Genomic DNA, 24512 nt, shown 5'->3' with positions numbered 1-24512 from the left:
GTACTGATTATGAACACTAAATACTGATCATTAAAAATTAATCCCGCCTGTATTGTTTCGTGTCTTCAAAGACCTGTTCTAAAATAGCCTTATCCTCTTCTGAGAATTCCACCTCTTTTCTTTCCATTACTTTTTCGGCTACTTCAAAGGCTTTTGAGGTTTGGTAAGTAGTTGTGCCCCCGCTTCCACCCCAACTAAAGCTGGGTACAAAATTCCGCGGAAAACCGGCACCAAAGATATTGGCACTTACACCCACCACGGTGCCTGTGTTGAACATGGTATTGATACTGCACTTACTGTGATCTCCCATCATGAGTCCGCAAAACTGAAGTCCTGTATGCGCAAATCTACCGGTGGCATAATCCCACAGGCGCACTTCAGCATAATTGTTCTTTAGGTTAGAAGTATTGGTGTCGGCCCCAAGGTTGCACCACTCCCCCAGCACCGAATTGCCCAGGTAGCCGTCGTGCCCTTTATTTGAGTATCCAAAAATGACAGAATTATTCACTTCTCCCCCAACTTTAGAATGTGGCCCCACTGTAGTTGACCCGTAGATCTTTGCACCCATCTTCAGCACAGCATGATCTCCTAACGCAAATGGCCCCCGCACAATACTGCCTTCCATAATCTGGGCATCAGCTCCAATATAGATAGGACCTTCAGAAGCATTTAAAATAGCACATTCTACCTTTGCCCCCTCCTCTAAAAAGACATTTTCGGGCGCTATTACCTGGTTTGTAGAAGATAACTTCTGACTGCTACGATCCTGTACCAGCAGTTCAAAATCGGCAGTAATAGCTTCCCCGTTCAGTCTAAAGATGTCCCATGTATGCTCCACAACCACCGGCTTTCCTTCAAGCTCAATATGTTTGCAGTCGTTAAAATCTACTTCCTGTTCTTCGTAGGCATGAAATGCCACAATATCTTCTTCGTGAAAAATCCCTTCGCCGGGTTGCAGGTTCTTTAACTGCTCCACAAGCTCGGGTGTGGGTATAAAGGAAGCGTTTATCATAACGTTCTCTTCCATTTCTACCATTGGCCACTTTTCTGAAAGATAATCTTCGGTAATTGTAGAAGTAGTGGTATTTAAATATCTCTCCCATTTTTCCCGAATGGTCAAGATGCCCACTCTTATTTCGGCTACGGGGCGGGTAAAAGTAAATGGCAGCAAATGGGAACGGGCAGAACCGTCAAAGAGAATATAGTTCATTTGTTTTCTTTTTGAGCCAAAAGTACAGTTTTTTAAAAAAACACATGAAATTTTAAAAAAGTATAACAAAAAAAGCCTCCCTGTAAGGAGGCTTGTAAATTATAATGACGCTAAAATTACTTTTTGAATTTCGCGTATTTGTTCTTGAACTTGTCAATACGACCGGCAGTATCCAACAATTTGGCTTTCCCGGTGTAGAAAGGGTGAGAAGTTCTGGAAATCTCCAACTTCACCAAAGGATAATTCTCACCATCAACTTCAATAGTTTCTTTTGTGTTCGCGGTAGATTTGGTGATAAAAACCTCGTCATTTGACATGTCTTTAAAAGCTACCAATCTATAATTTTCCGGATGGATTCCCTGCTTCATCTCTTTATTCTTTAAAATCTTGTAATTTTTTCGAGCTGCAAATTTAAATAATTTTTCTAAATCAACAAGTATTTCTTCTCTAATTTTCAGCATTAAAGAAACCAAGTGTACGAGTGTAACGTTTTGTTATCTTTGCTTACTAACCGTAATTAACCAACAAATCTAACAATAATGGAAACACAACAAGCAAAAGCGGGTAAATTTGTTCTTAATTACGGTCTTCTTCTAGGGGTTGCCCTGGTAGTTGTAGGCGTTATTATGTACGTCACCAACAACCACCTCGCTCCCCACTGGTCTTTCACCGTTATTACCCTGGCACTTCTTATAGCATTTATGGTGTATGGAATTAAAGCATTTAAAACTGAAAATGGCGGCTTCCTTAGCCTGGGTGAAGCTATTAAAGTTGCAGTAGGTATAGGACTTATTGCCGCTATTATTGGCGGTATTTGGTCTATTGTTCTTTCTACAGTAATTGAGCCCGACTACATGTCACAGATGATGGAAATGCAAAGAGAGCAAATTGTAGAACAATATCCTGACATGAGCGAAGCTCAAGTTGATAATGCCTTAGAAATGGGTGCTGCTTTTCAATCTCCATGGATTATCTTTGCCAGCGGCCTTGTACTGTATATGCTGGGAGGATTAATTATAGGGTTAATCGCCGGACTCATCATGAAGGAGAACAGGCCTTACGAAATATAAACACAGCTTAATGCAATTATCTATTGTCATCCCTCTTCTTAATGAAGAAGAATCTTTAAATGAATTATATAATTGGATCGCATCGGTGATGCGGTCCAATTCTTTTTCTTACGAGATCATCTTTATCGATGACGGTAGTACAGATAATTCCTGGAAAGTCATTAGAAAAATTGCTGCGGAAGATGCCGGAGTTAAAGGAATAAGGTTTAATCGCAACTACGGAAAGTCTCAGGCGCTCCATGTGGGATTTGAAAGAGCCGAAGGAGATGTGGTGATCACCATGGATGCCGACCTCCAGGACAATCCTGAAGAAATCCCTGAATTATATCATCTTATCACTAAAGAGAATTTTGATCTTATCTCGGGCTGGAAAAAGAAGCGTTACGATGCCGTACTTACTAAAAACTTCCCATCAAAATTGTTCAATGCTGCAGCCCGAAAAACCTCTGGCCTTAAGCTGCACGATTTTAACTGCGGACTAAAAGCCTACCGTAAAGCTGTAGTAAAAAATATTGATGTGTACGGCGAGATGCACCGTTACATTCCGGTACTGGCAAAGAACGCCGGCTACTCGCGTATAGACGAAAAAATAGTACAGCACCAGGCAAGGAAATACGGAAAAACAAAATTTGGAGCCGAGCGTTTTATAAACGGCTTTCTTGATCTCATCACCATTTGGTTCCTATCCAGTTTTGCCCGCAGGCCCATGCACCTTTTTGGCGCCCTGGGCGTACTCATGTTTTTCTTCGGCTTCCTTTCTGCTGTGGTAATTGGCGCCTCCAAATTATACAAGCTTTACCAGGGCTTGCCCAGTATCCTGGTAACCGATAATCCGTGGTTTTATATCTCCCTTACCACCATGATCCTGGGTACATTACTCTTCATTGCAGGCTTTTTGGGCGAATTGATCTTAAGAAGCAGTAGAGATAAAGAACGCTACCGCATTAGCGAAACTACAGGAGAGATTTAACGGGCTTTACCACATAAATCCTTATTTTTGTTACTGAAAAAAAACTTTTAGCATGAGCTATTACGATATAAAAACACGAGCAGAATCATGGTTAAATCCTGAATTTGATAACGAAACCCAACTTCGAATTAAAGAACTCCTTGAAAAAGATCCCGATGAACTAAAGGAAAGCTTTTATAAAGACCTTGAGTTTGGAACAGGAGGAATGCGTGGTATTATGGGTGTTGGCACCAACAGGATCAATAAATACACCCTCGGTAAAAACACCCAGGGACTTTCAAATTACCTTAAAGCACAATTTCCCGAAGAAGATATTAAAGTGGTAATTGCATACGATTGCCGCCAAAACAGTAGGGAACTTGCACAGGTGGTAGCCAATGTCTTTTCGGCAAACGGAATTAAGGTTTTTCTTTTTTCTGAATTACGCCCTACGCCCGAACTTTCTTTTTCTGTAAAATATCTCGATTGCCACTGCGGAATTGTTCTTACCGCATCACATAATCCGCCCGAATATAACGGATATAAAGTATACTGGCAGGACGGCGGCCAACTGGTGCCACCACAAGATAAAGAGATCGTGGAAGAGATTGCCAGCCTCCAGTATTCCGAAATAAAATTTGAAGCCAATAAAGATCTTATTGAACTTATAGATACCAAAATTGACAAGGCTTTTGTGGAAGCATCTGTCAAAAATGGCAGTTTTGACACCTCACAGGAAGCCAAGGACAATCTCAACATCGTCTTTACTTCTCTTCACGGTACCGCCATAAAGCTCAATCCAAAAGTTTTGGAAGCTGCAGGTTACAAAAATGTTCACATTGTGCAGGAACAGGCCGAGCCAGACGGGACTTTCCCCACTGTTGCATCTCCAAACCCCGAAGAACCTGCAGCCCTAAAAATGGCTTTAGAAAAAGCTAAAGAAATTAATGCCGATATTGTTATAGGTACCGATCCCGATGGCGATCGCCTTGGAGTTGCCGTAAGAAACCTTGATGGTGAAATGGAACTCTTGAATGGAAACCAGACCATGTTGGTCATGACCTGGTTCCTGCTTGAGCAATGGAAAAAGCAGGACAAAATTAAAGGCCGTGAATTTGTAGGTTCAACCATTGTGTCTACGCCTATGATGAGAGTGGTGACCGAAAGTTATGGCGTGCAGTACAAGGAAGGACTCACCGGCTTTAAATGGATTGCAAAAATGATCAAAGATAACCCCGGCCTCAACTATATAGGAGGTGGCGAAGAGAGCTTTGGGTTTATGGTGGGAGATTTTGTACGTGACAAAGATGCCGCTACCTCTACCCTTCTGGCCTGCGAAATAGCCGCTCAAATGAAAGCCGACGGAATTTCTTTTTATGAAAAACTACTCGAACTTTACACAGAGTTTGGTTTTTATAAAGAAGAATTGATCTCCCTTGTCAAAAAAGGTATAGACGGTGCCGAGCAAATCAAGAACATGATGGTGAGCCTGCGCGACAATCCGCTGTCTGAGATCAATGGCGAGAAAGTTGTGTTGGTTGAAGATTATGAGAGCTCAAAAGCTTTTCATTATGACCTTACAGACACCAGGATGGAGACGCTTGATGTTCCGAAGTCTAACGTGTTGATATATTACACTGAAAACGGAACTAAAGTAGCTGCCCGTCCTAGTGGAACCGAGCCTAAAATCAAGTTTTATATAAGCGTGAATGCTCAGTTGGATAGCGTAAGCGATTATGAAAAAGTTGAACAAAACCTTTCAGAAAAAATTGCTGCTGTAAAATCAGATTTAAAACTGGCTTAAGCCACCCTACATGAATTACTTTAAGAGAATTATGAGGTTCGCGATCCCCTATAAGAGGTTCGCGATCCTCAACATTATTTGCAACATTTTCTATGCGCTCTTTAGCACCATGTCTTTCCTGGCGCTCATTCCTGTTATCCAGATCCTGTTTGACAAGACTAAAAGAGTGGCAGTAGAACCGCGCTGGGCCGGGTTGGGAAGTATAAAAGATTATGTGGTTGATTTATTCAACTATGAAGTAACCCGTCGCGTTAATGAAGATGAAGTCACTGCCCTATTATTTGTCTGCGGAATTGTTGTAATCCTTTTCTTCTTAAAGAACCTTTTTGGATACCTGGCTGCATTCTTCATCACTTTTCTTCGGAATGGGGTGCTGCGCGATGTTCGAAACGCTATTTATGACAAGATCCTGGTGCTACCGGTTTCCTATTTTTCTGAAAAACGAAAAGGTGACACCATTTCCCGAATTACTGCTGATGTGAATGAGGTACAAACCTCCTTTCTATCAATCTTAGAACTGGTTGTTCGTGAACCCCTCACAATTATCTTTACCATCACGGCCATGCTTATCATGAGCCCTACCCTCACGGTTTTTGTGTTTGTTTTTCTACCTATATCGGGATTTGTAATTTCTGCAATTGGTAAAAAACTTAAAAGCAAATCCAACCAGGCACAAGAGGAGAATGGCTATTTTCTTTCTCTGGTAGAAGAAACCCTGTCCAGCCTCAAAATTGTAAAAGGTTTTAATGCTGAAGAAAAATTCAGGTATAAATTTCACGATTCCACCAACAGGCTTAAAAGGATACTTGACAGCTTGCTAAACCGCCAAAACCTCGCCTCTCCTACCAGTGAGTTCCTGGGGATCTTTGTAATTGTTATCATACTCTGGTTTGGTGGAAATATGGTACTGGTTGAGGGCACCCTTGATGGCGCCACCTTTATAGCCTTTATGGGGCTGGCCTACAACATTCTTACCCCGGCAAAACAAATTAGCAAGGCGAGTTACAGCGTGAAAAAGGGAGACGCCGCGGCGGAAAGGATATTTCAGGTTTTGGATACTGAAACAAATATCAAAGATGCCAAAAATGCCATCGAAAAAAGCCATTTTGAAGAGGTAATAGAGATTGATAATGTTTCCTTTAGGTATGAAGAAGAAAATGTACTGAAAAATTTCAGCATTTCTGTGCCTAAGGGATCTACTGTTGCTCTGGTAGGACAATCGGGAAGTGGAAAATCTACCATTGCCAACCTGGTGACCCGCTTTTATGACGTAAACGAAGGATCTATTAAGATCGATGGGATTGACATTCGGGAAATGACAAAAAAATCACTGCGGAATTTAATGGGACTGGTTACCCAGGATTCTATCCTCTTTAATGATACCATTCGTAATAACGTAGGGCTTGGAAAAGACAATGCTACCGATGAAGAGATCATTGATGCCTTAAAGATTGCCAACGCCTGGGAATTTGTCAAAGACCTGCCCCAGGGCCTTCAAACTAATATTGGGGACAGTGGTAATAAATTGAGCGGTGGTCAAAAACAACGGCTTTCTATTGCACGTGCAGTATTGAAAAATCCGCCAATCATGATCCTGGACGAAGCCACCTCGGCCCTTGATACCGAAAGCGAAAGACTGGTTCAAAAAGCCCTTGAAAACATGATGAAGAACAGGACTTCTATTGTTATTGCCCACAGGCTTTCAACCATCCAAAATGCCGATCACATTGTGGTGATGCAAAAAGGCCAGATTGTGGAGCAGGGAAAACATGAAGAACTGTTGACCAAAAAAGCTGTTTATCACAAACTGGTAGAGATGCAGTCATTCGAGTAAAAGCTTTTAAGAATATTAAAAAAGGGTTCCAAAAATGGCATTTTTGGAACCCTTTTTTATTTGTAGGATACATTTTAAAACAAAAAAAATGGATGAGTAGGTCATCCATTTTTTAAAATCTCCGCACCACTTGGGGGAATTGTGGTATAACGGTTCTTAAATCGGGGGCAAAAAAGATCACTTTTTCACGATGTGAAGATACTACAAAAATTGATATAAAAAAATATTTTGTGTATTTTATCCTGTATTTTGTGTATTTCATCGATATTTCTGTCTTTCCTTATAACTTCAGCCTTTTGTGGTAATTAAGGATTTCCTGCTATCTTTACCGGCTTAAAATTGTGGTGCCTTTTGAGTTCTTCCGAAGAAAAATTAGTTTCCCAACTTCAGGATCCAGAGTCCAGAAATGCGGCGTTTCGGGAGTTACTGCAACTCTACCAGGAACGCCTGTACTGGCAGTGCCGCAATATTGTGAAGAATCACGAAGATGCCGATGATGTTTTGCAAAACACCTTTATAAAGATCTTCAGGAACATTGATAAATTTAAAGGAGACAGCCAGTTATTCTCCTGGATGTACCGCATTGCCACTAATGAGTCCATTACCTTTTTAAACAACAGGGCCAAAAAGCAACAAATAAGTTCTGAAGATCTTCAGCAAAAAATCATTGACAATCTTGAAAACGATGTCTTTTTTGAAGGCGATGAAATTCAGTTAAAGTTACAAAAAGCCATTGCCACCCTTCCGGAGAAACAACAACAGGTTTTTAACATGAAGTACTTCCAGGAATTGAAGTATAAAGAAATTTCTGATATCTTAGGTACTTCCGAAGGTGCTCTAAAGGCTTCATATCACCATGCCACCAAAAAAATTGAAGAATTTTTAAAACAGGGTTAAACCTTTGGGAGAATTTTCAGTCAAATAATTAAATGAAAAAGAACGGGTTACCATATCACAATACTTCAGGATTTAAAGTTCCGGAAGGTTATTTCCAGGACTTCGAAGCCCGTATGATGTCTCGCGTGACCGAAGATGAAAAGAGCTTTGGCGACAATCCTTTCAAGGTGCCTAACGATTATTTTGAACATCTTGGCGACAGGGTATTTGAAAAGATTGAAACTCCAAAAGAAGGAAAGGTCATTCCTCTTTTCAACAGGAAGATTTGGTCTTATGTTGCCAGTGTTGCAGCAGTGGTGGCCATTCTTTTTAGCACCGTGATCTTTAACGATAACAGTGAAGTAGGTTTTGAAGACCTCAACATTACTGCCGTTGAAAATTATCTTTTAGAATCGATTGATACAGATAACCCAAACGAGACCGATTTTGCACCTTATGAAATAACTGCTTCGGCAAACCCCAATATTGATAAAGAAGCCCTGTATGAATACCTAAATGAGAATATTGAAGAACCGGCGCTTCTACTTAATGAAAACTAGCATGAAAAATATTTTGTTTATGATCCTCTTCCTTACTGCCGGCTTTTATGCCAAAGCACAGGATAAGGATGGGCACCGCGAGAAGATAAAAGCGCTCAAAACAGCCTATATTACTGAAGGGCTTAATTTAACGGCTCAGGAAGCCCAAAAATTTTGGCCTCTTTACAACGAATATGTTGATAAACGCAGGGACCTGTACCGCCAGGAGAGAGCCGAAGTTGAAAACATTGAGTGCATTACCGAAGACAGGGCAAATGCCAAACTCGACGAGTACGTGTCTCTTGAACGTGAAGATTACCTGTTAAAAAAGAAATATTACAACGATCTCAAACAGATCTTTAGCGCCCGCAGAATTATGCAGCTAAAGAAGGTTGAAGATGAATTTAATCACAAGATGATGCTGGAGTATCGCCAGCGGAAGGATTCAAATAATAAATAGTTTTTTGGTTGGTTAGTTGGAATGATCCGGTTGCCGAAAGGCGCCGGATCATTTGGTTTTACCTGAATTTTAATTTTGCCAGCCTGTTCTTTCCTGCCGCGTAAGCCACGCTGTCATTTAGAAATCTGATAGTGTAAAAACCTTCGGGTGAAAGTTCTTTCCAGCTCTGGCCGGCATCTTTGGAATACGAGATACCTGTAAATCCTACAACCACCATTTCCTTGCCATCACCACCGGGAACGTAACGCACACTACTCTTGTAACCGGGATCCTGGCCATCGGCAATGAGGTTCCAGGTCTTTCCGCCATCTGTAGTCAGGGCCTTATTGGCAGTATTTTCTTCGGGAGCCGTGTAATCTCCTCCAATGATCACGCCTTGTTGTTCATCATAAAAATCCATAGCGTAGCCGCCCTGGGTGCTTTTTCCCTGCACCAGCGGCGTATCGAAGACTTCCCAGGTTTTTCCTTTATTGGGTGTGAAGTAAACTCTTGATCTGGCTCCTCCCGAAAGTATCCAGGCCTTCTCCCCTTCTACCGCAATGTTTGCATTACTCGCTGCAAAGGCCGCTTCACCTTCGGCTGCTTTGGGGAGTTGATCGCAGGGAAGTTTATTCCAGCTCTTCCCGCCATCGCGGGTAATTATAACTGAAAGACAATCCTCCACCGGATCTCCCATCGCTATACCTTCTTTATCGTTCCAAAAGGTCATGGCATCATAAAAGACTTTTCCACCTTCTTCCTTATACACCAGTTCCATTTGTCCGCTGTCGCCAGTTTTGTACAAAAGCGCCGGATTTGCAACGCTTAGCATAAAAAAATCTTCGGAAGTCCCTGCCACAGCCCTAAATTCGGGAGCAATGGAATCATACTGTTGTCGGCTTACCCGCACCTCATCTTTAGCCGAATTGTAAATACCATAAGCCCCGTTTGATCCCGCAAAGGCCAAATCTTGTCCCATGACCTCAATAGCCCTGATGCTGATGGAATCCTCAAGCAGCAAGTCAATCTCAACTTCAGTAAAAGCTTGCCGCTCTCTGGTCACAACTTCCTGCTGTTGTTCATTTTTAGGATCTGATTTACAACCGATTATTAATATAAATAGAAGAAAAACTATACGCTTCATAACCTGAATTTGAAGGTAAAGATAGATTTTTCCGAAGTTTAAAAAGCTTACCTTTGCGCCTTTAAATAAAATTTATGCGCTTATACAGAAATTTGGTCTTTGCTACCGTTGATGCCCTTGGTGAAATATTTAATGAAGGAGCTTATGCCGATAAGGTGATCGAAAAAACACTAAAACGCGATAAACGTTGGGGTGCCCGGGACCGAAGCTTTATTGCTGAAACTACATACGACATTGTTCGCTGGAAGAGACTTTACTCAGAAATTGCTGAAGTTAAAGCTCCATATTCCAGGGAAAATCTTTTCAGGTTATTCGCTGTTTGGGCCACCTTGAGAGGTATTGAAATTCCGACTGACTGGAAGCAGATAGAACCTGTTCCTACCCGCCGTATCAAAGGAAAATTTGACGAATTAAGCAAGATAAGGAAATACAGGGAATCTGTGCCCGACTGGCTGGATGAAATGGGCGTGCAAGAGCTGGGAGAAGAAACCTGGGAAAAGGAAATCCATGCATTGAATGAGCAGGCTCCCGTGATTCTTAGGGTGAATACGCTCAAAACTACCAGGGAAAAATTAAAACAGGAGCTTCAAAAAGAGGAAATTGAAACCGAATTTTTGGAAGGCTATCCCGATGCCTTGCAACTCAAGGAAAGAAAGAACGTGTTTAGGACAGAAGCCTTCAAAAATGGCTTTTTTGAGGTCCAGGATGCTTCTTCCCAACTGGTTGCCCGCTTCCTTGGTGTAGAACCGGGAATGCGTGTGGTTGATACCTGTGCCGGTGCCGGCGGAAAGTCTTTGCACCTCGCAGCCTTGATGGAAAATAAAGGCCAGTTGATCGCTACAGATATTTACGCCAACAAACTGAAGGAACTAAAGCGCCGTGCCCGCCGGGCAGGAGCTCACAACATTGAGCCGCGGGTGATCGACTCTTCAAAAGTGGTGAAAAAGCTCTACGGAAGTGCAGATCGTGTTCTTATAGACGCACCTTGTAGCGGCCTGGGCGTTTTAAGCCGAAATCCTGATGCAAAATGGAAGCTGCAACCGGAATTCATTGAGACCATCAAACAAACCCAGGAAGAAATCCTGAAGCAGTATTCAAAAATGGTAAAAGGCGGCGGTAAAATGGTATACGCCACCTGTTCTGTTTTACCTTCAGAAAATGAAGCGCAGGTAAAGAAATTTTTAGCTTCCGAAGAAGGAAAGGATTTCAGTCTTGCCAAAGATCAGAAGATCTTATCGAGCGAAACCGGATTTGACGGCTTCTACATGGCACTTCTGGAAAAGAAAAAATAATTCAGACCCCATTAATATTCCTATTATCCTGCATTTTATTAAACGAAATGCAGGATTTTTTATTTAAACTGTTTCCAAAATGCCGAAAAGTTGGGGAATTTTACCATTACTTAATATAATGAACGGGAAATAAACTTTAATTTTGCGACAATCGAAAACCAATAACATTTAAAAAACTAAGATGAAAAAATCATTTTATTTACCTTTTTTAAGCATTCTTTTTCTGATTGGCTGTAGTTCTGATGATGATGTGAACTCTCCTGTAGATCCAGATCCAGATCCAATAGAAGAAACTCCTTACTACGAAGTTCCTGATGCTCTTGCAGATTACTATGAAGCAATAGACTTTTCAGAAGAAAACGAGGAGCTTTATGATGATCTTGCGGCCCTTACCATTGCCAAACACAGCAACATGCTCGATTATACCGACAGGCATGATTACCTGTATAAGGCAGATGAAGACCCAGCCAAGCCAGACAATGTTGTTCTTATTTATACCGGTGAAAGCAGGTATTGGGAAGAATATCTATCTGGAGGAAATAATTATGAGCCGCAAACTTTTAACACTGAGCACGTATATCCACAATCTTTAGTAGATAATACAGCAAAAGGAGACCTACACCACCTTCGTGCAGCAGATGTGCAGGTAAACCAAACAAGAGGAAATTACCCTTTTACAGATGGGGAAGGATCTTATAAGTTGGTAGACGGGAATAAATTCTTTCCTGGTGATGAATGGCGAGGTGATGTTGCCCGAATGATCATGTACATGAACCTGCGTTACGATGAGCCTTTTAACGAAATAGGTGGCCTGGAGCTTTTCCTTGAATGGAATGCCGAAGATCCTGTTTCTGCCTTAGAACTTCAACGTAATGAGGTTATTTATGATGCACAGGGCAATAGGAACCCGTTTATTGATAACCCGCATCTTGCAACAAGATTATGGGGAGGTGACGAAGCTCAAAACCGCTGGAACGGAGAACCTGTAGAGGAAGACAATGAAGCTCCTTCTGCCCCGCAGGCATTGACTGTTTCAGAAATTGGTTATGAAACCCTTGATCTAAGCTGGGAAGCAGCTACAGATAATATTGGTGTGGTTAAATATAATATTATGTTGGATGGAGAAAGCGTAACCAGTACGTCTTCGACTTCTATTACACTTGCAGATCTAACTCCCGGAACTATTTACTCCATCACTGTTGCCGCAGTAGATACCGCCGGAAATGTTTCCGAAGAAAGTGACGCAGTAGAAGCTACGACCAATGAAGATACAGAAGCACCTACCACTCCTGCCAATCTTGCTGTTGGTACTGTAACATCTAATAGTGTAAGCCTTAGCTGGGACGCTTCAACAGACAATGTGGAAGTAAAGGAGTACGATCTTTTTCTAGATGGAGAATATAATGCCACTACCACAAACACCGAATTTACTATTGCAGGATTAGAGGCTGAAACTCAATATTCTTTCACAGTACTTGCAAGAGATATCTACGACAATGAATCTGCACAAAGCGCAGCCGTAGAAGCTACGACTACAGAAGAAACCGGAAATGGAGGTGGAACTTCTGCCGAACTTTTCTTTTCTGAATATGTTGAAGGAGGCGGAGTTAATAAAGCTGTAGAAATTGCCAATATCACAGGCGAAGAGGTTGACCTTTCTGCATATTCAATTCAGAAGCAGGTGAACGGAAATGGAGAATGGAGCGATGCATACGCTCTTGAAGGAACTTTAGCCAGCGGAGATGTATTTGTGATTAGCAATGGTGGTGCAGATATCCAGGCAATCATTGATGCCTCTGATGTTTCGTTAAACGGAGCGCCAGTGGATTTTAACGGAGATGATCCCGTTGGGTTATTTAAAGATGGCGTTCTTATAGATATGATTGGTGTTGACGGGGACGTTGATTTTGGAAAAGATGTTACCCTAAGAAGAAAATCGACCGTGACCGCACCAAACACAACCTACACAGAAGATGAGTGGGAAGTTCTTGCCAAAGATACTGTTGACGGATTAGGAACTTACTAGGTTTAAATTTAAACCAGTTGGAAAAGCCACGAATTCAAAATTGAATTCGTGGCTTTTCATTTTCCACACAATCGATATCTTCTAAAAAAATGTAAATTTGCTTCCTAACAAACAACACAAAACCCACAGAATGATCTTATTCTTCGGAAATCGTCCAAACAAGGTCTATGCGGTTGAAACGCATAAGGCACTTTCGGCCGAACACATCGCTAAGTTAGACTGGCTTTTTGGAAACGCACAATATTTAGAAAAATCTGCCCTGGCAGATTTTTTTGTTGGCCCCCGTGCCGCCATGATCACCCCCTGGAGCACCAATGCGGTAGAGATCACGCAAAACATGGGCATTGAAGGCATTCGCAGGATTGAAGAATTCTACAAAGTTGACGAGCATTATCACGATTTTGACCCCATGCTTTCTCAAAAGTACCAGGGGCTTGATCAGGATATATTTACCATCAACATAGAACCTGAGCCTGTAAAGGAAGTAGATAACATTTCTGCCTACAACCAAAAAGAAGGTTTGGCACTCAATGATGAAGAGGTAGAATACCTGGATAAACTTTCAGAAAGGATCGGGAGAAAACTTACCGATTCTGAAGTCTTCGGATTTTCACAGGTAAACTCCGAACACTGTCGTCACAAGATCTTCAACGGAGTTTTTGAGATAGACGGTAAAGAAAAACCTGTTTCGCTCTTTAAGCTCATCAGGAAAACTTCCGAAGAAAACCCGAACGATATAGTTTCGGCTTATAAAGATAACGTGGCTTTTGTAAAAGGGCCAAGAGTGGAGCAGTTCGCCCCACAGTCGGCAGACAAACCCGACTTTTACAGGAAAAAAGATTTTGATTCGGTAATTTCCTTAAAAGCCGAAACTCACAATTTCCCAACCACGGTTGAACCTTTTAACGGGGCTGCAACCGGTAGCGGCGGGGAGATTCGCGACAGGCTGGCCGGCGGAAAAGGTTCTCTTCCGCTCGCAGGAACTGCCGTTTATATGACCTCTTACTCAAGGCTGGAAGAAAACCGGCCCTGGGAAGACGCTTTCCCGGCAAGGCCATGGCTTTATCAAACGCCAATGGACATCCTGATCAAAGCTTCTAACGGGGCTTCAGATTTCGGAAATAAATTCGGGCAGCCTCTAATTGCAGGTTCGGTGTTCACTTTTGAGCATTCAGAAGATAGAAGGGCACTGGGTTATGACAAAGTAATTATGATGGCCGGCGGAATTGGCTACGGCAAAGCAGAACAGGCAATTAAAGGAGCACCAAAAGAAGGCGATCAAATCGTGGTTCTTGGAGGCGAGAATTACCGCATTGGTATGGGTGGTGCCGCAGTATCTTCGGCAGATACCGGGGAATTCAGCAGTGGTATTGAGCTTAATGCCATCCAGCGTTCCAATCCCGAAATGCAAAAACGTGCTGCAAACACTATTCGTGCGATGGTGGAAGCAGATGAGAACCCAATTGTTTCCATTCACGACCATGGGGCCGGCGGGCACCTCAACTGCCTTAGTGAACTTGTGGAAGACACTGGTGGAAAAATCGATCTTGATAAACTTCCGGTGGGAGATCCTACCCTTTCAGCAAAAGAGATCATTGGCAATGAATCTCAGGAGCGAATGGGATTAATTATTTCAGATAAAGACCTGCAGCACATGCAGAAGATCGCCGAAAGAGAACGAACGCCACTTTACGCCGTGGGTCATGTAACCAATGACAGACAATTCACTTTTGAGAGCAAGACAAAGGGCGACAAGCCGATGGATCTTGCCCTTGCAGATATGTTTGGCAGTTCTCCAAAAATGGTGATGAAAGATAAAACCATTGAAAGAAAATATGCCGAAGTTGAATACAACCCGCAAAACTTCCAGAAATATCTGGAGCAGGTGCTGCAGCTTGAGGCTGTTGGTTCAAAAGACTGGCTTACCAACAAGGTAGACCGTTGCGTAACCGGAAGGGTTGCAAAACAACAAACTGCGGGTCCCTTACAGTTACCACTTAACAACTGCGGGGTGATGGCACTTGATTATAAAGGTAAGGAAGGCGTGGCAACTTCAATTGGCCACTCCCCTGTTTCGGCGTTGATCGATCCTGTTGCCGGGTCGCGCAACTCTATTGCCGAAGCGCTTACCAATATTGTATGGGCACCTCTTGAAAAAGGCTTAAAATCGGTCTCTTTGTCGGCTAACTGGATGTGGCCGTGTAACAACGAAGGGGAAGATGCAAGGCTTTATGAAGCGGTGCAGGGAGTATCAGATTTTGCGATTTCCCTCGGAATAAATGTTCCTACCGGAAAGGATTCCCTTTCCATGAAACAACGTTACGAAGATGGGAACGTACTCGCACCGGGTACGGTGATTATTTCGGCTGCAGGGCATTGCGACGAGATCACAAAAGTAGTTGAACCCGTACTTCAAAAAGACGGCGGCGCCATCTATTACATCAATTTTTCACAGGATGAATTTAAATTGGGAGGTTCTTCTTTTGGGCAAATCCTGAATAAAGTTGGGGCCGGGGCACCTACGATTAAAGACGATAAACATTTTGCTGCCGCATTTAATGCTGTGCAGGAGTTGATAAGGAAAGATTTAATTTTAGCAGGTCACGATGTAGCTTCAGGCGGATTGATCACTACCCTTCTTGAAATGTGCTTTGCAGATGTCAACCTTTCAGCAGAATTTAACCTCACTAAACTCGGGGAAAAAGACAGCGTGAAATTGCTGTTTTCAGAGAACGCCGGAATTGTATTTCAGGCAAAAGATGCTTCCGTAGAAGCCATTTTAAAGGAGAAAGGAGTAGCATTCTTTAAGATTGGAAAAGCTACTGAAGGTAAGACCCTTAAGATCAAAAACGGAGATCAAAACCTGAAGTTTGATGTTCCGAAGCTACGCGATACCTGGAGCCGCACTTCGTTCCTGCTAGATGAGAGGCAAAGCGGAATAGACAACGCTACCGAACGTTACAAGAATTACGCAAAACAGCCGCTGCACTTCAAATTCCCGGAAGGTTTTAGTGGAAAATTACCTCTCGACTCCGCTCGAGGTGACAACCAACGAATTAAAGCAGCGATCATTAGAGAGAAAGGCTCAAATTCTGAAAGGGAAATGGCCTATGCCATGGATCTTGCCGGCTTTGATGTGAAGGATGTTCACATGACCGACCTGATCTCAGGTCGCGAAACCCTGGAGGATATACAATTTATTGCTGCAGTGGGCGGATTCTCAAATTCAGATGTTTTGGGAAGTGCCAAAGGCTGGGCCGGCGCTTTCTTATACAATGAAAAAGCAAAAGCAGCTTTAGACAGTTTCTTTGCAAGAGAAAACACGCTTTCCCTGGGCGTTTGTAACGGTTGCCAGCTATTCATGGAACTTGGCTTATTACATCCAGACCACAAGGAGAAGCCAAAAATGCTGCACAACGAATCTCATAAATTCGAATGTAACTTCACCTCCATGGAGATCGCTGAAAATGATTCGGTGATGATGCACTCTTTATCGGGTACCAGACTCGGAATATGGGCGGCCCACGGAGAAGGGAAATTCAGTTTCCCGTATGAAGTGGAGCGATATAAGATCATTGGAAAGTACGGCTATGAAACCTATCCTTCAAACCCCAATGGTTCGCACTACAACACTGCGATGATTGTGAGTGACAATGGCCGTCATTTAGCCATGATGCCGCACCTTGAGCGCTCTACCTTCCCGTGGAACTGGGCTCATTACCCAAAAGACAGGCAGGATGAAGTTAGTCCCTGGATAGAAGCTTTTGTCAATGCCAGGAAATGGCTTGAAAAGCAGGAGAATTAAATGAAAAAGGTCCGGAGTTTCTTCCGGACCTTTTCTTTTTTATCTTGGATTACAAATCTTAGTTGTTGATTGGATACTCTTCAAAAATGGCATTTACGAGATCCCTTATTCCCTGAATATTGCTTTGGCTGCTAAGGCTCTCTGATGCCACACCTTTCCAGACTGTATTTTTTGTTTCGCGGTCTACAAGGTTAATAACCACCGTACCTTCTTCATAGGCATAAGTATCGATATCGTAGCCAACAATATTATTGTATCCGGCATATCCGCCGTAGTAGTAGTTATTGTAAAGCGGGTTTATTGTTCTCACGCCGGTGGTGTAAGGGTAAGTGGCATAAACAGCGTCTGTTGTGGTTTCTACTTCAGTATCGGTTTCGGTACTTATAAGAACAAGTAAATCGGGATCCTGGCGATCAAGGTTGTATCCTGCTTCCCTCATGTTCATATTTACCGCTTCAATTACAACCCTGCTCACATCTTCAGAATCCATTGGAAGGTTTTGGGCACTAACGTTAGAATTGGGTAAATAGGCAAAAGAGTCATAATTACCGAGATCTTTTGAGGTGGTTTTTTGCGTTGCCACTCTTGGGCCACACCCAGAATAAATGCTCCTATAAATAAGAAAACAATAAGATTGAGTTTTTTCATAGCTGTTGATTTTTGTTTTTTACTTCTTTTTTCTTTTCAATTTAAACATTTAATATCCTGTATATCAATCATTTAACTGAATTAATACTTTTTTAACCCGCTTGTAGGATTTTTTCTTCGGAAAATCACAAATCAGGCGCAGGCATTTCACCTTTCTATAACAGAATTTCGGCTGATGATTCTTAACTTAAGAGGAAAAACCTAAGGATGAATAATACAGATAAAGACGAGCCGTATTTTGGGCGCGGGAATCCTGCCATGCAACTGGAAGTTGTAAAAGCAATGGGCAGCTACGTCTATGATGCAAACGGAAAGAAATATGTGGATTTTCTGGGAGGCGCCGGAGTCGGAAATCTTGGCTGGGGCGTTGAAGAAATAGAGGAAGCCATTCGGAAGAAAGACCGGCCGGCTTATGTTTATCCTAACTTTCACTACAAGCCATGGAATGAATTGGCCAAACTCCTGGCTGAACTGGCACCCGGAAAACTTCAGAAAGCCTACAGGAGGACAGGAGGATCGGAAGCTGTAGACGCTGCTCTGGAAATGGCCACCATGTACACCGGCAGAAAAAAGATCCTCTCCGTTGAAGGCAGCTACCACGGGAATACGATGGGCGCTTTAAGCATAGGTGCTACAAAAAAGCGAAAATCTTTTCCTAATCTTTTAGAAGGATGTGAAAAACTGAAACTGCCGCTAAACAGGGAAAAACTGGACCGGGTGAAAAAACTGCTTTCAACAAAAGATTTTTCGGCAGTCATTATGGAACCCGTCATCATCAACCTCGGCGTAGTAATTCCCGAAGCTGAATTCATGAAAGGCCTTGATAAAATTTGTAAAGAAACAAGCACTTTACTGATCATGGATGAGGCCATTACAGGTTTTGGAAGAACCGGAAAAATGTTTGCTTCTGAACACTTCGATATTGAACCCGACATCTTGTGCATGGCTAAAGCCATTACTGCCGGACATGCCGGAATGGGCGCAGTAATGACCACCCTGGCAATTGATGAAAAAATCGGTGGAGAAATCGGGTTATATTCTTCTTATGAGTGGCATCCAATTTCGGTAGATGCGTCCCTGGCTGCGCTACACTACCTTCAGAAGGACCAAAAAAGACTTTTCCAGAATATAGAACAGCTCGCAGAAACCTTCAAAAAGGGCATTTCCGAAGTAAATTTCAGAAAAAAACCGGAAGTGCGAATTAAAGGCGCTGCTATTGGTGTAGAGGTTCACGAGGAAGATTATGCTTTAAATATCAAACAAAAAGCCCTGGAGAAAGGCCTCTTAATGAACACTGAGGGATCTTCCCTCCTGTTTCTGCCAAATTTTCAAATGACGCAGAAAACCGCCCTTGAAGGTCTCGATTTATTAAAATCATGCGCCTAAATAAGAGATTTTGTAAATTTTATTTGAAATAGATGCTTCTTTTGCTATTTTGCACAGACTATTGTAACAAATCAATAAATGATTGAAATAAAAAGACTTTTTGATTTTCCTTATTTCCAATTAGAAAACGCACCACGGGAGAAATCCCTGGTCACCAAGTATAATGGGAAATGGGAAGCCCTTTCTTCTCAGGAATATGTAGACCAGGCCAACGCCATAAGCCGCGGATTGCTACGACTGGGTATTCAGCCCAATGACAAGATCGCAGTGATCTCGACCAGTAACCGGACTGAATGGAACATCATGGACATTGGGATCTTACAACTGGGTGCCCAAAATGTACCTATCTATCCTACTATTTCTGAAGAAGATTATGAATATGTGCTCAATCACAGTGAGTCTATTTATTGTTTTGTATCAGATAAAGAGATACTTGACAAGCTCAACACCATTCGCAGTAACACCCAATTAAAGGGTGTTTACACTTTTGATGAAATTCCCGGAGCCGATAACTGGAAGGAAATCCTGAAAATGGGGGAAGACCAGTCTAATCAGGATGAAGTTGAGGCGCGAAAAAAGGCAGTAAAGGAAGATGACCTTGCTACACTAATTTATACTTCGGGAACTACCGGAAGACCAAAAGGGGTAATGTTAAGCCATAAAAACATTGTTAGCGATGTACTGCTGAGTTCAGACCGTGTACCATTCGAGTTTGGGACCTACACTTCTCTCAGTTTCCTTCCCGTATGTCACATTTTTGAGAGGATGATCCTCTATCTCTACCAGTACTACAGCGTTTCTATACATTTTGCTGAATCTATAGACAAGATAAGCGACAACCTGAAGGAGGTGAAGCCACATGTGATTTCGGCTGTACCAAGGCTGCTGGAAAAAGTGTATGACAAGATCATCGCTAAAGGATCTACCGTGGGCGGTGTTAAGCAAAAGCTTTTCTTCTGGTCAGTTGAACTTGGACTGGAATACGAGCCTTACGGAGCTAATGGCTGGTGGTATGAAACTCAGCTTAAAATTGCCAGGAAACTGGTGTTCTCTAAATGGAAAGAAGGCCTGGGTGGTAGAATTGAACTTATTGTATCGGGAAGTGCTGCACTGCAGCCAAGACTTGCCCGTGTATTTGCAGCTGCAGGAATCCCGGTGATGGAAGGCTACGGTTTAACCGAAACTTCTCCTGTAATTGCTGTTAATGACCAGAGAAACCACGGTTTTAAGATTGGAACGGTGGGGAAAGTACTTAAAGATGTAGAGGTAAAGATCGCTGAAGACGGCGAGATACTTTGTAAAGGCCCCAATGTAATGATGGGTTACTACAAAGAACCTGAGAAAACAAAACAAGCCATTAACGGAGACGGATATTTTCACACCGGAGATATTGGAGAGCTTGACAGCGAAGGCTTCCTGAAGATCACCGATCGCAAGAAGGAGATGTTCAAAACATCTGGCGGAAAGTATGTGGCACCCCAGGTGATAGAGAACCAAATGAAGCAGTCGCGTTTTATTGCTGAATTAATGGTGATTGGTGAGGGTGAAAAAATGCCGGCTGCACTCATACAACCCGATTTTGAATTTGTTCGGGAATGGGCAAAAAGAAAACACATAGAAGTAGGTCCGAGTAACGCCGACCTTATTCATAACGCGGAGGTTAAAAAACGTATCCAGGAGGAAGTAGACTTTTACAATCAAAAGTTCGGAAGCTGGGAAAAGATCAAGAAATTTGAACTTACGCCCGATGTATGGAGTATTGAGAGCGAACACCTCACTCCTACCATGAAGCTAAAACGCCGAAATATCATAAAGTTATATCAGGATCTATATGACGGCATCTACGAGAAGTAGTAGCATCTTGAGATAGAAAATTAAAAATGTCCGGTGGAAAAATTTCCACCGGACATTTTTTTTAAAATAATATCAGCATTTGAAAGAATTGGTAAATAAGGATCTGTAGGAAAACCGTAAATTAGGGTCTCCAAAATAGCAAAAAATGCGCCTCCTTATTTTATTTATTTCAGCGCTACTTCTAAGCAGCTGCAAATTGGAACAGGAAGTTCCAAAAGACAAATTCTTTGAACCTCAAAATGAAAATTTCACCTACTCCGGACGAATTCAGCCGTCAAGCGAGGGAACAAAACTTATTGCTTCGGCATCTTCGGTAAAAGCAGATGTTTTTGGCGATACGGTCACCGTTTTTCTCAAAAGTGACGGTGCAGAGCACCATTATGTGGCGGTAGAGTTGAATGACGAGTACAAAGGCCGCTTCAGGATTACCAAAGACAGTCTTAAGTTTGCACTTCCAAAGAAAGATTCAGCTAATACCCTGGCGATCTACAAAGAAACTGAAGCATCTAACGGCCTTTTAATCTTCAATGGCCTAAGGGCACAAAAGATCGAAAAAACTTCCGAAGAAAAACGCGCAAAGATCGAGTTTATAGGCGATTCCATCACCTGTGGAATGGGCGCCGATACCAGTGAGATTGATTGTGAAGAAGGAGAATGGTATGATCAACACAGTGCCTACATGGCTTATGGGCCACGCGTGGCACGAATGCTTGATGTAGATTTTGAAGTAAACTGCGTCTCGGGCATGGGCATGTACCGAAACTGGAATGACGAAGACCAGCCTGTAATGCCGCAGGTTTATCCTTACCTGCACCTTAACGGGGAACAGGGTAAACGGGCAGAGATCAAAAAAGAAGATGTGCCAGACATTGTAAGTATTGCCCTTGGCACCAACGATTTTTCTCGTGGAGATGGAAAAAAGGAACGTCTTCCATTTAAAGAAGAGAGCTTTAAAGAAAACTACATAGGTTTTATCAAAGCCTTATATGAGGTCTATCCCGATACTCAAATTGCGCTTATCTCCAGCTCTATGACGGGGGAAAAAGAAGGACAGGAGCTAATAAGGATTCTGAATGACATTAAAAATGAATTCCCGGACAGGTCTATTGCTGTCTTTGAGTTTGAAAAAATGAATGCTTCAGGTTGCACAGGTCACCCTGCCCTGGAAGACCATGAGCTTATGGCTGAAAAACTTCTGCCTTTTTACCAAAACCTTCTTAATAAAAACACACATGAATAATTATACTGCTGCCGAAGACCGCTATGAAAAAATGACCTATCGCCGCTGTGGCAAAAGTGGCTTAAAACTGCCGCTGCTTTCCCTTGGCCTGTGGCACAACTTTGGCAACACCACCAGCTTTGAAAATTCGAGACAGCTGCTGCGAACAGCATTTGACAACGGAATAACGCACTTTGACCTGGCCAATAATTACGGACCTCCATACGGTTCGGCAGAAACTAATTTTGGGAAGATCTTTAAAGAAGATTTTCAGGCGTACCGTGATGAGCTGCTTATTTCAACCAAGGCCGGTTGGGATATGTGGCCGGGGCCGTACGGGAACTTCGGGTCGCGCAAATACCTCATTGCCAGCCTCGATCAATCTCTTAAGAGAATGGGACTGGATTATGTGGATATTTTCTATCACCACCGCCCCGATCCTGCCACCCCGCTGGAAGAAACCATGGGCGCCCTCGATCAAATCGTGAGGCAGGGAAAAGCCCTGTATGTGGGCGTTTCACAATACTCGGCAGGACAAACGGCAAAAGCAGCAGAAATTCTCCGGAACCTGGGCACACCATTTATTATACATCAGCCCCGCTACAACATGTTTGACCGGTGGGTTGAAGATGGGCTTTTAGACACCCTCGAAAAAGAAGGCCTGGGCAGCATCGTCTTTTCTCCCCTGGAGCAGGGCATTCTCACCTCCAAATACCTGGATGGTATCCCTGCCGATTCCCGGGCAGCAATTGAAGGCGGTTATCTCGACAAAAACAAGATCACTCCCAGACTTTTAGAACAGGTGAAGCAGCTCAATGAAATTGCTCAAAACCGCGACCAGTCCCTTGCACAAATGGCTATAGCCTGGCTGCTAAAAGATGATAGAGTCACTTCAGTTTTAGTGGGTGTGAGTCGCGTTTCACAACTTCAGGATAATATCGACGGATTAAAAAATCTCGATTTTACTAAAGAAGAACTCGAAAAGATTGAAACAATCTTAAAAAAAGAATAACATGCGAATCTTAATTTTACTCATAGCTATCTTCTTTATGGCCCCTGTTGACGCTTTCTCGAACATCTCGCTTCCTTCAGTATTTTCAGACAATATGGTGCTACAGCGCAATTCGGATGTAAAAATCTGGGGTTGGGCTAAACCGGGCGAAGTGGTGAAAATTTCGACTACCTGGGGCAATGATACGTTCCAAACCAGAGTAGGAAAGAATGGAAAGTGGGAGATCATGCTTCCCACTCCCAATATTAGAGGTCCGCAGCAAGTGAGCATTATAGGTTATAACACTGTAGTGCTCAAAAATGTGCTTTTAGGAGAGGTTTGGCTGGTGAGCGGCCAGTCGAATATGGAATGGACTGCAGCTGCCGGAATAGACAATGCCGAAGCTGCTATTGCAGATGCAGAGAATGACCAGATTCGTTTCTTCACGGTATTGAATAGAACTGCCTCCTGCCCTCAACAGGATCTCGACGGAAGCTGGGTAGCCAGTAAGCCCGAAACCATGAAACACTTTAGTGCTGTGGCCTATTTCTTCGGAAAGAAGATCAATAAAGAACTTGGTGTACCGGTGGGGCTTATCAACTCCAGCTGGGGCGGTACTCCGGCTGAAGTATGGATGCCTTCTGAAGTAATAGAAAATAGTAAGGAATTGACTGAAGCAGCCAAAATGCTCCCCAAGACAGAATGGGGACCACGGGATCCAGGCCTGCTCTACAATGCAATGATTGCCCCATTGGTGCCGTTTGAACTTGCCGGTGTGCTGTGGTACCAGGGAGAATCAAATACAGATAACGCCAATCATTACGAGCAAATATTTTCGGCGCTTATCAATTCCTGGCGTCAAAAATGGCATAAAGAACTTCCGTTTTTCTATGCCCAAATTGCCCCTTACGAGTATGGTGACAATTTTTGGGGAGTGAAAGTGAGAGATGCCCAACGCAGGGTGCTTAAAATGCCAAAAACCGGAATGGTTATGACCAGTGACATTGGAGACATTAAAGACATTCACCCACGCAACAAGGAAGATGTGGGGCTGCGCTTTGCCGCACTCGCACTAAATGATGTCTACGGAAGAGAAACCGCTGCACATGCCCCGCTTGTTTCAGAAATTAAAAAGAATAAAAATAAGCTTCAGATAACTTTCAGTAATGCCGAAAAATTAAGCCTGGATAAAGAAAATCCTGCCACTCAGTTTGAAGTAGCAGGAAAAGACGGAAACTTTAAGCCGGTAAAATTCAGCATTAAAAACAATACCATTGAACTGAATGTGAGAGAAATAAAAGATCCGGTTGAAATACGCTATTCATGGCGCAACACCGGCACTTCAAATATTTTTAATGAAGCAGGCTTACCAGCCTCCAGTTTTGCTGAAGAAATTGAGTAGGATTACAGCAGAATCTTGAAAAAC

19 protein-coding genes and 1 pseudogene are annotated in these 24512 nt (G+C 42.8%); 16 read left to right on the top strand and 4 right to left on the bottom strand.

The genetic code is table 11. The features are described from left to right. Window positions 1–37: 37 nt before the first annotated feature. Together VS868_RS11390 and VS868_RS11385 are read right to left on the bottom strand one after the other, a co-directional pair. A complete protein-coding gene (locus tag VS868_RS11390; RefSeq protein WP_345597576.1) occupies window positions 38–1210 on the bottom strand; it encodes a GlmU family protein in 1173 nt (390 codons plus the stop codon). Between the two features lie 116 nt (window positions 1211–1326). Then, the gene (locus VS868_RS11385; RefSeq protein WP_265162857.1) at window positions 1327–1578 is read right to left on the bottom strand and encodes a type B 50S ribosomal protein L31; all 252 of its coding nucleotides are present in this window, start codon (window positions 1576–1578) and stop codon (window positions 1327–1329) included. Window positions 1579–1749: 171 nt separating this feature from the next. Here VS868_RS11385 and VS868_RS11380 point away from each other — a divergent pair, with 171 nt between their 5' ends. The 7 genes from VS868_RS11380 to VS868_RS11350 all read left to right on the top strand — a co-directional run bounded on the left by VS868_RS11380 (window position 1750) and on the right by VS868_RS11350 (window position 8742). Further along, entirely contained in the window at window positions 1750–2280 is a 531-nt protein-coding gene (locus VS868_RS11380; RefSeq protein WP_345597573.1) for a DUF4199 domain-containing protein, read from the top strand. A gap of 10 nt (window positions 2281–2290) precedes the next feature. Beyond that, window positions 2291–3250 (top strand): glycosyltransferase family 2 protein, encoded by a 960-nt coding sequence (locus VS868_RS11375; RefSeq protein WP_345597572.1) that lies wholly within the window; start codon window positions 2291–2293, stop codon window positions 3248–3250. Between the two features lie 52 nt (window positions 3251–3302). Next, complete coding sequence (locus tag VS868_RS11370; RefSeq protein ID WP_345597569.1) at window positions 3303–5033, top strand: phospho-sugar mutase; 1731 nt, start codon at window positions 3303–3305, stop codon at window positions 5031–5033. A gap of 10 nt (window positions 5034–5043) precedes the next feature. After that, the gene (locus VS868_RS11365) at window positions 5044–6867 is read left to right on the top strand and encodes an ABC transporter ATP-binding protein (protein WP_345597567.1); all 1824 of its coding nucleotides are present in this window, start codon (window positions 5044–5046) and stop codon (window positions 6865–6867) included. Window positions 6868–7218: 351 nt separating this feature from the next. Next, window positions 7219–7764: a sigma-70 family RNA polymerase sigma factor gene (locus tag VS868_RS11360; protein ID WP_266067758.1), complete on the top strand. Its 546-nt coding sequence runs from the start codon at window positions 7219–7221 to the stop codon at window positions 7762–7764. 32 nt (window positions 7765–7796) lie between these two features. Next, window positions 7797–8303 carry a hypothetical protein gene (locus VS868_RS11355; RefSeq protein ID WP_266067759.1) on the top strand — a complete coding sequence of 169 codons (507 nt, stop codon included), beginning with the start codon at window positions 7797–7799 and terminating at the stop codon, window positions 8301–8303. 1 nt (window position 8304) lies between these two features. After that, on the top strand, window positions 8305–8742 hold the full coding sequence (locus VS868_RS11350; RefSeq protein ID WP_266067760.1) for a hypothetical protein: 438 nt from the start codon (window positions 8305–8307) through the stop codon (window positions 8740–8742). A 58-nt stretch (window positions 8743–8800) separates the two neighbouring features. Here the strand turns inward: VS868_RS11350 and VS868_RS11345 are convergent, their stop codons facing one another. Next, the gene (locus tag VS868_RS11345) at window positions 8801–9865 is read right to left on the bottom strand and encodes an oxidoreductase (protein ID WP_345597564.1); all 1065 of its coding nucleotides are present in this window, start codon (window positions 9863–9865) and stop codon (window positions 8801–8803) included. Between the two features lie 74 nt (window positions 9866–9939). Between VS868_RS11345 and VS868_RS11340 the strand changes: the two genes are divergently transcribed. The 4 genes and pseudogenes from VS868_RS11340 to purL all read left to right on the top strand — a co-directional run bounded on the left by VS868_RS11340 (window position 9940) and on the right by purL (window position 16988). Further along, window positions 9940–11157 (top strand): methyltransferase domain-containing protein, encoded by a 1218-nt coding sequence (locus tag VS868_RS11340; protein WP_345597562.1) that lies wholly within the window; start codon window positions 9940–9942, stop codon window positions 11155–11157. A 181-nt stretch (window positions 11158–11338) separates the two neighbouring features. Continuing rightward, window positions 11339–12088, top strand: a pseudogene (locus VS868_RS11335) (endonuclease); the annotation flags it as partial. Continuing rightward, a complete protein-coding gene (locus VS868_RS11330) occupies window positions 12071–13183 on the top strand; it encodes a fibronectin type III domain-containing protein (protein WP_266067918.1) in 1113 nt (370 codons plus the stop codon). The pseudogene VS868_RS11335 and the gene VS868_RS11330, both read left to right, overlap by 18 nt. A gap of 130 nt (window positions 13184–13313) precedes the next feature. After that, window positions 13314–16988: a phosphoribosylformylglycinamidine synthase gene (gene purL / locus VS868_RS11325; protein ID WP_345597560.1), complete on the top strand. Its 3675-nt coding sequence runs from the start codon at window positions 13314–13316 to the stop codon at window positions 16986–16988. 58 nt (window positions 16989–17046) lie between these two features. On the opposite strand, the gene VS868_RS11320 is transcribed toward purL, so the two are convergent. After that, a complete protein-coding gene (locus tag VS868_RS11320) occupies window positions 17047–17571 on the bottom strand; it encodes a DUF4136 domain-containing protein (protein WP_345597558.1) in 525 nt (174 codons plus the stop codon). 272 nt (window positions 17572–17843) lie between these two features. On the opposite strand from VS868_RS11320, the gene VS868_RS11315 reads away from it, so the two are divergent. The 5 genes from VS868_RS11315 to VS868_RS11295 all read left to right on the top strand — a co-directional run bounded on the left by VS868_RS11315 (window position 17844) and on the right by VS868_RS11295 (window position 24488). Then, the gene (locus VS868_RS11315; protein ID WP_345597556.1) at window positions 17844–19022 is read left to right on the top strand and encodes an aspartate aminotransferase family protein; all 1179 of its coding nucleotides are present in this window, start codon (window positions 17844–17846) and stop codon (window positions 19020–19022) included. Window positions 19023–19100: 78 nt separating this feature from the next. Beyond that, window positions 19101–20876, top strand: coding sequence for an AMP-binding protein (locus tag VS868_RS11310; RefSeq protein WP_266067766.1), 1776 nt, complete (start codon window positions 19101–19103; stop codon window positions 20874–20876). Between the two features lie 145 nt (window positions 20877–21021). Continuing rightward, window positions 21022–22116 carry an SGNH/GDSL hydrolase family protein gene (locus VS868_RS11305; RefSeq protein ID WP_345597553.1) on the top strand — a complete coding sequence of 365 codons (1095 nt, stop codon included), beginning with the start codon at window positions 21022–21024 and terminating at the stop codon, window positions 22114–22116. Then, window positions 22109–23107 (top strand): L-glyceraldehyde 3-phosphate reductase, encoded by a 999-nt coding sequence (mgrA, locus tag VS868_RS11300; protein WP_345597551.1) that lies wholly within the window; start codon window positions 22109–22111, stop codon window positions 23105–23107. The genes VS868_RS11305 and mgrA overlap by 8 nt, the downstream gene beginning before the upstream one ends. A gap of 1 nt (window position 23108) precedes the next feature. Next, entirely contained in the window at window positions 23109–24488 is a 1380-nt protein-coding gene (locus VS868_RS11295; protein WP_345597549.1) for a sialate O-acetylesterase, read from the top strand. Window positions 24489–24512: the final 24 nt, after the last annotated feature.

Origin of the sequence: Salinimicrobium sp. 3283s, from assembly GCF_039602225.1 — a bacterium.
GTDB classification, from domain to species: Bacteria; Bacteroidota; Bacteroidia; order Flavobacteriales; family Flavobacteriaceae; genus Salinimicrobium; species Salinimicrobium profundisediminis.
The sequence above is the reverse complement of the archived record's forward strand: the minus strand, read 5'-3'. Positions and strand labels throughout refer to the sequence as shown.

What these genes read in the sequence shown, in the direction of transcription:
- VS868_RS11385 (WP_265162857.1), bottom strand. Translation starts at nt 1,578, where the DNA reads ATGAAGCAGGGAATCCATCCGGAAAATTATAGATTGGTAGCTTTTAAA.
- VS868_RS11315 (WP_345597556.1), top strand. Translation starts at nt 17,844, where the DNA reads ATGAATAATACAGATAAAGACGAGCCGTATTTTGGGCGCGGGAATCCT.
- VS868_RS11375 (WP_345597572.1), top strand. Translation starts at nt 2,291, where the DNA reads ATGCAATTATCTATTGTCATCCCTCTTCTTAATGAAGAAGAATCTTTA.
- VS868_RS11355 (WP_266067759.1), top strand. Translation starts at nt 7,797, where the DNA reads ATGAAAAAGAACGGGTTACCATATCACAATACTTCAGGATTTAAAGTT.
- mgrA (WP_345597551.1), top strand. Translation starts at nt 22,109, where the DNA reads ATGAATAATTATACTGCTGCCGAAGACCGCTATGAAAAAATGACCTAT.
- VS868_RS11390 (WP_345597576.1), bottom strand. Translation starts at nt 1,210, where the DNA reads ATGAACTATATTCTCTTTGACGGTTCTGCCCGTTCCCATTTGCTGCCA.
- VS868_RS11340 (WP_345597562.1), top strand. Translation starts at nt 9,940, where the DNA reads ATGCGCTTATACAGAAATTTGGTCTTTGCTACCGTTGATGCCCTTGGT.
- purL (WP_345597560.1), top strand. Translation starts at nt 13,314, where the DNA reads ATGATCTTATTCTTCGGAAATCGTCCAAACAAGGTCTATGCGGTTGAA.
- VS868_RS11305 (WP_345597553.1), top strand. Translation starts at nt 21,022, where the DNA reads ATGCGCCTCCTTATTTTATTTATTTCAGCGCTACTTCTAAGCAGCTGC.
- VS868_RS11380 (WP_345597573.1), top strand. Translation starts at nt 1,750, where the DNA reads ATGGAAACACAACAAGCAAAAGCGGGTAAATTTGTTCTTAATTACGGT.
- VS868_RS11370 (WP_345597569.1), top strand. Translation starts at nt 3,303, where the DNA reads ATGAGCTATTACGATATAAAAACACGAGCAGAATCATGGTTAAATCCT.
- VS868_RS11310 (WP_266067766.1), top strand. Translation starts at nt 19,101, where the DNA reads ATGATTGAAATAAAAAGACTTTTTGATTTTCCTTATTTCCAATTAGAA.
- VS868_RS11295 (WP_345597549.1), top strand. Translation starts at nt 23,109, where the DNA reads ATGCGAATCTTAATTTTACTCATAGCTATCTTCTTTATGGCCCCTGTT.
- VS868_RS11365 (WP_345597567.1), top strand. Translation starts at nt 5,044, where the DNA reads ATGAATTACTTTAAGAGAATTATGAGGTTCGCGATCCCCTATAAGAGG.
- VS868_RS11345 (WP_345597564.1), bottom strand. Translation starts at nt 9,865, where the DNA reads ATGAAGCGTATAGTTTTTCTTCTATTTATATTAATAATCGGTTGTAAA.
- VS868_RS11350 (WP_266067760.1), top strand. Translation starts at nt 8,305, where the DNA reads ATGAAAAATATTTTGTTTATGATCCTCTTCCTTACTGCCGGCTTTTAT.